Here is a 6,388-nt window from a genome sequence, read left to right on the forward strand (position 1 = left end):
CCCAGCCGCACCGACCGTGTGGCCAAGTACAACCAGCTGCTCCGCATCGAGGAGGAGCTGGGCGACGTGGCTCAGTATCTGGGCATGGACGCCTTCTTCAACCTGAAGTGAGCTTGGACAAGCTGTGGGGCCGCTGCCATTTGGCAGCGGCCCCTTGCTGTGTGCGTTTCTACAATTGCTCCAGCACACTGCGCACGGTCCAGGCGTGGGCTTCCTCCTCTCCGGCCAGCTCGGTAAACAGCTCCTTCAGGCAGGGATCGGCGGTTTCAGCGGCGGCGGCCAGGTAGGCGGCTGCGCCCTGCTGCTCCGCCCAGAACCGGTCCCGCAGGGCGGCGTGGAGCGGTGCGGAGGCCTGCGGGGCCTTTTGCTCCGGCCAGTAGCGCACCCCGGAGATGAGAAAGTAGGCGGTGCTCAGTTTTTTGGCGTGGCGGCGCTCGTCGGCGGCCACCGCCGCCAGCGCCCGACCGCCGCCCCCTGGGGTGCGGCGGGCCAGGGCCTGATAGCACCGCCAATCGCTCAGCTCATCGTCTATGTAGCCCTGCAAAGCGGTGCTCCAGGGTGCGGCGGCGGCGCCCAGACAGGTGAGGCCGGCCCCCTCTTCTACCTGCCCCAGATCCATCAGCTGGACCGGCACCGCCGGCACTCCGCCGGTCTGGTCCGCCTCCGGCTCCGATACGGGAACGGTGAAGGGGCAATCTCCCCGGTCCTCCGGCATGACCCGCCGCCACACCCGCTCAAATACTTCCCGGTCCATGCCGGGACTGGCAGTCTGTTCCATGGCTCCTCCTCCGATTCGGTTTGAATTCCACCCATTCTATGCCGACGCCCTAACATTTGTACCGCCAGGGTTGTATTTTGGCTGCGAGCGTGATAAAATACTAACTCTAGGATCAACAACAGACAAAGGAGAGGACCGCTCATGCTGGAGATCAAGCATCTCAGCTATCAGGTGGAGGGGGAGGAAGGCCAGGAGCTGGGCATCCTCAACGATGTGTCCCTCACCGTGGCAGACAACCAATTTCTGGTCATCACCGGCCCCAACGGCGGCGGCAAGACCACCCTGGCCAAGGCCATCATGGGTCTGGTACAGCCCACCGGGGGCAGCATTTTTTGGAATGGTACCGACATCACCGCCCTGTCCATCACCGACCGGGCCAGGCTGGGCGTGAGCTATGGTTTTCAGCAGCCCCCCCGGTTCAAGGGCCTGAAGGTGCGGGACCTGCTGGCCCTGGCCTCGGGCAGCCAGAAGCTGACCCGGGAGGAGGGGTGCCAGTACCTGACCAAGGTGGGTCTGTGCGCCGGGGACTATATTGACCGGGAGGTGGACACCTCTCTGTCCGGCGGCGAGGTCAAGCGCATTGAGATTGCCACCATCCTGGCCCGGAAGACCGGCCTGATGATTTTTGACGAGCCGGAGGCGGGGATCGACCTTTGGTCCTTTGCCAAGCTCACCGAGACCTTCAAGCTCATTCACCAGAAGCGGGAGGCCACCCTCATTGTCATCTCCCATCAGGAGCGGATCATTGATCTGGCGGATGAGATTATGATGATTGCCGACGGCAAGGTGGAGAAGCACGGCCCCAAGGACCAGATTTTCCCCCAGATTCTGGCCAAGACCAGCACAGGCTGTACCTATCTTTCGGAAGGAGCGGACAAGTAATGGATCAGGCAGAGTGGAAGCTCCTCAAGGAGATCGCGGACCTGGAGAAAACTCCGCAGGGTGCCTACAACATCCGCCGCAACGGGCAGATGGACGCCCGGAACAACACCGCCAACATCGAGATCACCACCAAGACCGAGCCGGGCAAGTCCGGCATTGATATCACCGTCAAGCCGGGGACCAAGCACGAGTCGGTACACATCCCGGTCATCATCAGCCAGACAGGCCTGAGTGAACTGGTGTACAACGACTTTTTCATCGGGGAGGACTGCGACGTGGATATTGTGGCCGGCTGCGGCATCCACAATACCGGCTGCGAGACCAGCCAGCACGACGGAGTTCACACCTTCCACATCGGCAAGCGCTCCAAGGTGCGCTATGTGGAGCGGCACTACGGGGAGGGACCCGGCACAGGCAAGCGGATCATGAACCCCCAGACGGTGGTCTACCTGGATGAGGGCGCCTCCCTGAACATGGAGTCCACCCAGATCCGAGGGGTGGACTCCACCAAGCGGGAGACCAAAATCGTGGCGGGGAAGGGGGCCGAGGTGGTGATCACCGAAAAGCTGCTCACCCACGGCCAGCAGACCGCCGAGAGCGATATGGAGATCATCCTGGACGGGGAGGACGCCACCGGGCGGGTGATCTCCCGCTCCGTGGCCCAGGACGACTCCCAGCAGGTGTTTTACCCCAAGATGACGGGCAACGCCAAGTGCTTCGGCCATGTCCAGTGCGACTCCATCATCATGGGACAGGCTCGGATCTCCTCCATCCCCGCCATTGTGGCCAATCATGTGGACGCCCAGCTTATCCATGAGGCGGCCATTGGCCGCATCGCCGGCGACCAGATCCTCAAGCTGATGACATTGGGCCTCACCGAGCAGGAGGCAGAGGAGAAGATTCTGGATGGATTCTTGCAGTAACGAATACAGCGCCATGCTGGAGCGGGTAAACAGCGGCCCTTATTTCGGCCCCAAGAGCGGAGCCATAGTGACCGCTGTGGAGGGCAACGCCGCCTGGGGCGAGCTGGAGATCCGCGCCGATACCAGAAACCCCATGGGAGTGGTCCACGGGGGCGCCCTGTTCACTCTGGCGGATACGGTGGCGGGTACCGCCGCCTTTACCACCGGCCGGACCTGTGTCACCCTGGACAGCTCCATGCAGTTTCTGTCGGCGGCCAGGGGGGAGAAAATCTTCTGCCTGGCTAAGCCCAAAAAGATCGGCCGCACCATCCTGGTGTACGACATTACCATTACCGACTCGGAGGAGCGGCTGGTGGCCACCGGTATCTTTACCTTTTACGCCACCGGCACATATTCCTCCCCTCAAAAGGCTTGAAAAGCGTCCCCGCGGCAAGGCCGCGGGGACGCTTTTTGCCTGTCTCAGAATTTGGTGCCGCCGAACTCGTGGAAGGTAAGTTTCTTGTTCCGTTCCTGGGTCCAGTTTACCGCCCACTGGGAGCCGAAGAGCAGCAGCTGGTTGCCCTTGTAGTCCTCCACCAGTTTGGTATCGGTCCCCAGAATCAAATCCTCCTCCTTCACCGGCTGGCCGTCCTCCGCCTCAATCCAGCGCAGGTACTCGTAGGGCAGCCCCTCCATGTACAGCTCCACATTGTACTCGTTTTTCAGCCGGTACTCCAGCACGTCGAACTGCAGGGTACCCACCACGCCAACGATAACCTCCTCCATGCCGGAGTAGGGGGTCTTGAAAATCTGGATGGCGCCCTCCTGGGCAATCTGCTCCATCCCCTTCAAAAACTGCTTGCGCTTCATGGTGTCCAGGCTCCGCACCCGCTTGAAGTGCTCGGGGGCGAAGGTGGGAATGGGGTCAAAGCGGAACTTCCTGGCGGCGGTACACAGGGTGTCGCCAATGGAAAAGATACCCGGATCAAATACGCCGATGATGTCCCCAGCGTAGGCCTCCTCAATGATCTCCCGCTCGGCGGCCATCAGCTGCTGGGGCCGGGAAAGGCGGATCTTCTTGCCGCCCTGGAGGTGGTAAACCTCCTTGTCCGCCTCGAACTTGCCCGAGACAATGCGCAGGAAGGCGATCCGGTCCCGGTGAGCCTTATTCATGTTGGCCTGGATCTTGAACACAAAGGCGGAAAAGCTGTCGTCCATGGAGTCGATAATCTCCTCTCCCGCCCGGCGGGCGAGAGGAGCAGTGGTCATCTGGAGAAAGTGTTCCAGGAAGGGTTCCACACCGAAGTTGGTGAGGGCGGAGCCGAAGAACACCGGGGAGAGCTTGCCGTGGCGCACCCGGTCCAGGTCAAACTCGGCGGCGGCGCCGTCCAGCAGCTCCACCTCGTCGGTGAGCTGCTGATGGAGCCGCTGGCCGATGAGAGCGTCCAGGTTGGGGTCCCCCAGCTCCACCTCGGTGGCGGTGGCCGCCCTGGCGCCGCCGTTGGAGGTGAAGTGGATGATCTTCCGGCTGCCCCGGTCGTACACCCCCTGAAAGTCCTTGCCGCAGCCGATGGGCCAGTTTACCGGATAGGTCTCAATGCCAAGCTCGTGCTCCAGCTCCTCCAGCAGTTCAAAGGAGTCCCGGGCCTCCCGGTCCATCTTGTTGATGAAGGTGAAGATGGGGATGTCCCGCATGGCGCACACCTTGAACAGCTTCCGGGTCTGGGCCTCCACGCCCTTGGCGGCGTCGATCACCATCACCGCGCTGTCGGCGGCCATCAGGGTGCGGTAGGTATCCTCGGAGAAGTCCTGATGGCCGGGGGTGTCCAGAATGTTGATACAGTAGCCCTCGTACTGGAACTGCATAACGGAAGAGGTGACGGAAATGCCGCGTTGCTTCTCAATCTCCATCCAGTCGGAAGTGGCGGCCCGAGTGTTCTTCTTGCCCTTCACCTGACCGGCCTGGGCGATGGCTCCGCCGTAGAGCAAAAATTTTTCCGTCAGGGTGGTTTTGCCGGCGTCAGGGTGGGAGATGATGGCAAAGGTCCTGCGGCGCTTGATTTCAGCTTCGTATTGTGACAAGGTGATTCCTCCTTGGTAAAATGTCAAAGGGACGAGGTCCGTGGGGGCGATGTCGGCATCGCTCCGCCCTCCCGTCATGGCGGGCTGAGCCGCGCCACTGCCGCCGGGAGTTCCGCAAAGGAGCGGACAGAGGGAACCTGGTGGTCGATGGTCCCAAACCCGTAGGCGGCGTGGAGGAAGGGAACTCCTGCTGCGGCTGCGGCGTCGCAGTCCCCCTGGGTGTCCCCGATGTAGAGGGGGCGCTTCATTCCATTGCGCCGGACCACCAGGGTAATGTTGTCCGCCTTGCCCTGGCCGGTGCGGCCGGGATTTTCATAGTCGGCAAAATATTTGCCCAGGCCGTGGGCCTGGAAAAAAGCCTCAATATATCCGGCCTGGCAATTGCTGACGATGCACAGGGGATAATCCCGGGCCAGCCGGGCCAGGGTTTCCGGCACCTGGGGGTAAAGGGTGCCGCCGTGGGCGGCCACATAGGCATTTTCCTCCCGCAGCAGTTCCTCCAGCACCGGCTGGAGCTGATCCTTCGGCAGGTCGGGCAATACCTTTTTCACAATGTCGGGCAGCAGCATTCCCATGCAGCCGGCCACGTTGGACCGGGTCATCAGCTCCACCAGCTCCGGCGCCCGCCGCTTCAGCACTTGGCGCCAGGAAATGCAGATGGCGTCGATGGAGTCCCACAGGGTCCCATCCAGATCAAACAGCAGTCCGTCAAACAAAAAACGCGCCTCCCAACGCAGTACATACTCTGATACTATATCATACCCGTCACAGCCATTTCAAGCCCGGCGCGCCTGCATTTTTCCGTGAAAAGCGCCCCGCCCGCCGGCATGCCGGCGGGCGAGGCAGAGGAAAGAGGGAAAGGAACCTACGCGGGGAGAGGCTCCCCCGCGGGCAGAGAGAGAAAGCAGCGGTGGGGCAGCTGGGACACGGCGGCGCAAGCGGCTTTCCAGGCCTCCTCACCAGACAAACCCATCCGCCGGCCCAGCTCCCGGGCCAGCTCATCCGCCTGGACGGCCAGAACCTGGGCCAGCCGAATGCCTGACCGGGTTAGGTGAACCTTGCCGTAGCGCTCCTTGATTACCAGCTGCTTTTGGACGAGCACCTCCATCATGCTGGTGACGGAGGCCCGGGACACCTCCAAAGAGCAGGCTATGTCCTTGGAGGAGACTTCCAGCCGGACCCGGGACAGGTGATAGATGGTCAGCAGGTAGCGCACGTTGGTGCATGTCAGTTCCATAACCCACTTCCCTCCTATGGCGCGGCGTCCCGGTGGGACTGGGGGTGGCACAACCCGGAGCAGCCGCAGCTGCCACAGGAGCCGCCGCAGGAGCAGCCGCCCCCGCCTTTGCGCCGGTTGTGGATTCCCCTTGCGAGGATGGCTACGCAGATGGCTCCGATGGCCAGTCCGATGAGAATGGAGGGCATACAGATGCTCCTTTCTTTCCGTTGATGAGAGTTATTTCGCGGCGGCGGCCACGGCCCGCAGGCCGGCGCCCTGCTCGGCGTACCTGTTCTTCCGCACCAACAGGTAGACCAGCGCCGCCAGGAGGACCACGGCCGCTACGGTCCCCAGTTGGAAGGTCACCATGCCCAGAGCCAGGCCCGCCAGCTGATAGACAATCAAAGAGATCCCGTAGGCAAAGCCGCACATATAGCCGATGGCGCCCAGGGTCCACTTGGGGCTGTTCATCTCCCGCTTGATGGCGCCCATGGCGGCAAAGCAGGGGGCGCACAGCAGGTTGAA

The 6,388-nt window shown here is 62.3% G+C and carries 9 protein-coding genes and 1 pseudogene; 4 read left to right on the forward strand and 6 right to left on the reverse strand.

Annotated features, from left to right (window positions below):
* The coding region (locus Q0J74_RS09855; RefSeq protein WP_297214093.1) for a hypothetical protein at window positions 1-111 on the forward strand (111 nt) is incomplete at its 5' end.
* Window positions 112-169: 58 nt separating this feature from the next.
* On the opposite strand, the gene Q0J74_RS09860 is transcribed toward Q0J74_RS09855, so the two are convergent.
* Window positions 170-778, reverse strand: coding sequence for a rubrerythrin (locus Q0J74_RS09860; protein WP_297214071.1), 609 nt, complete (start codon window positions 776-778; stop codon window positions 170-172).
* A gap of 141 nt (window positions 779-919) precedes the next feature.
* Between Q0J74_RS09860 and Q0J74_RS09865 the strand changes: the two genes are divergently transcribed.
* The 3 genes from Q0J74_RS09865 to Q0J74_RS09875 are packed head-to-tail and all read left to right on the forward strand — an operon-like array spanning window position 920 to window position 2,998.
* The gene (locus Q0J74_RS09865) at window positions 920-1,660 is read left to right on the forward strand and encodes an ABC transporter ATP-binding protein (protein WP_297214073.1); all 741 of its coding nucleotides are present in this window, start codon (window positions 920-922) and stop codon (window positions 1,658-1,660) included.
* The gene (locus Q0J74_RS09870; RefSeq protein ID WP_297214076.1) at window positions 1,660-2,583 is read left to right on the forward strand and encodes a SufB/SufD family protein; all 924 of its coding nucleotides are present in this window, start codon (window positions 1,660-1,662) and stop codon (window positions 2,581-2,583) included. Before Q0J74_RS09865 ends, Q0J74_RS09870 begins: the two co-directional genes overlap by 1 nt.
* The gene (locus tag Q0J74_RS09875; protein ID WP_297214079.1) at window positions 2,567-2,998 is read left to right on the forward strand and encodes a PaaI family thioesterase; all 432 of its coding nucleotides are present in this window, start codon (window positions 2,567-2,569) and stop codon (window positions 2,996-2,998) included. Before Q0J74_RS09870 ends, Q0J74_RS09875 begins: the two co-directional genes overlap by 17 nt.
* A 44-nt stretch (window positions 2,999-3,042) precedes the next feature.
* Here the strand turns inward: Q0J74_RS09875 and Q0J74_RS09880 are convergent, their stop codons facing one another.
* The 5 genes and pseudogenes from Q0J74_RS09880 to Q0J74_RS09900 all read right to left on the reverse strand — a co-directional run.
* Window positions 3,043-4,644 carry a peptide chain release factor 3 gene (locus Q0J74_RS09880; protein ID WP_297214082.1) on the reverse strand — a complete coding sequence of 534 codons (1,602 nt, stop codon included), beginning with the start codon at window positions 4,642-4,644 and terminating at the stop codon, window positions 3,043-3,045.
* 74 nt (window positions 4,645-4,718) lie between these two features.
* A complete protein-coding gene (locus Q0J74_RS09885) occupies window positions 4,719-5,360 on the reverse strand; it encodes an HAD family hydrolase (RefSeq protein ID WP_297214085.1) in 642 nt (213 codons plus the stop codon).
* 149 nt (window positions 5,361-5,509) lie between these two features.
* Entirely contained in the window at window positions 5,510-5,881 is a 372-nt protein-coding gene (locus tag Q0J74_RS09890) for a metal-dependent transcriptional regulator (RefSeq protein WP_297214088.1), read from the reverse strand.
* 14 nt (window positions 5,882-5,895) lie between these two features.
* Entirely contained in the window at window positions 5,896-6,069 is a 174-nt protein-coding gene (locus tag Q0J74_RS09895; RefSeq protein ID WP_297214090.1) for a FeoB-associated Cys-rich membrane protein, read from the reverse strand.
* Between the two features lie 31 nt (window positions 6,070-6,100).
* Window positions 6,101-6,388: pseudogene (locus Q0J74_RS09900) on the reverse strand (ferrous iron transporter B); the annotation flags it as partial.

Source organism: uncultured Flavonifractor sp. (genome assembly GCF_944387675.1).
Lineage (GTDB): Bacteria > Bacillota > Clostridia > Oscillospirales > Oscillospiraceae > Flavonifractor.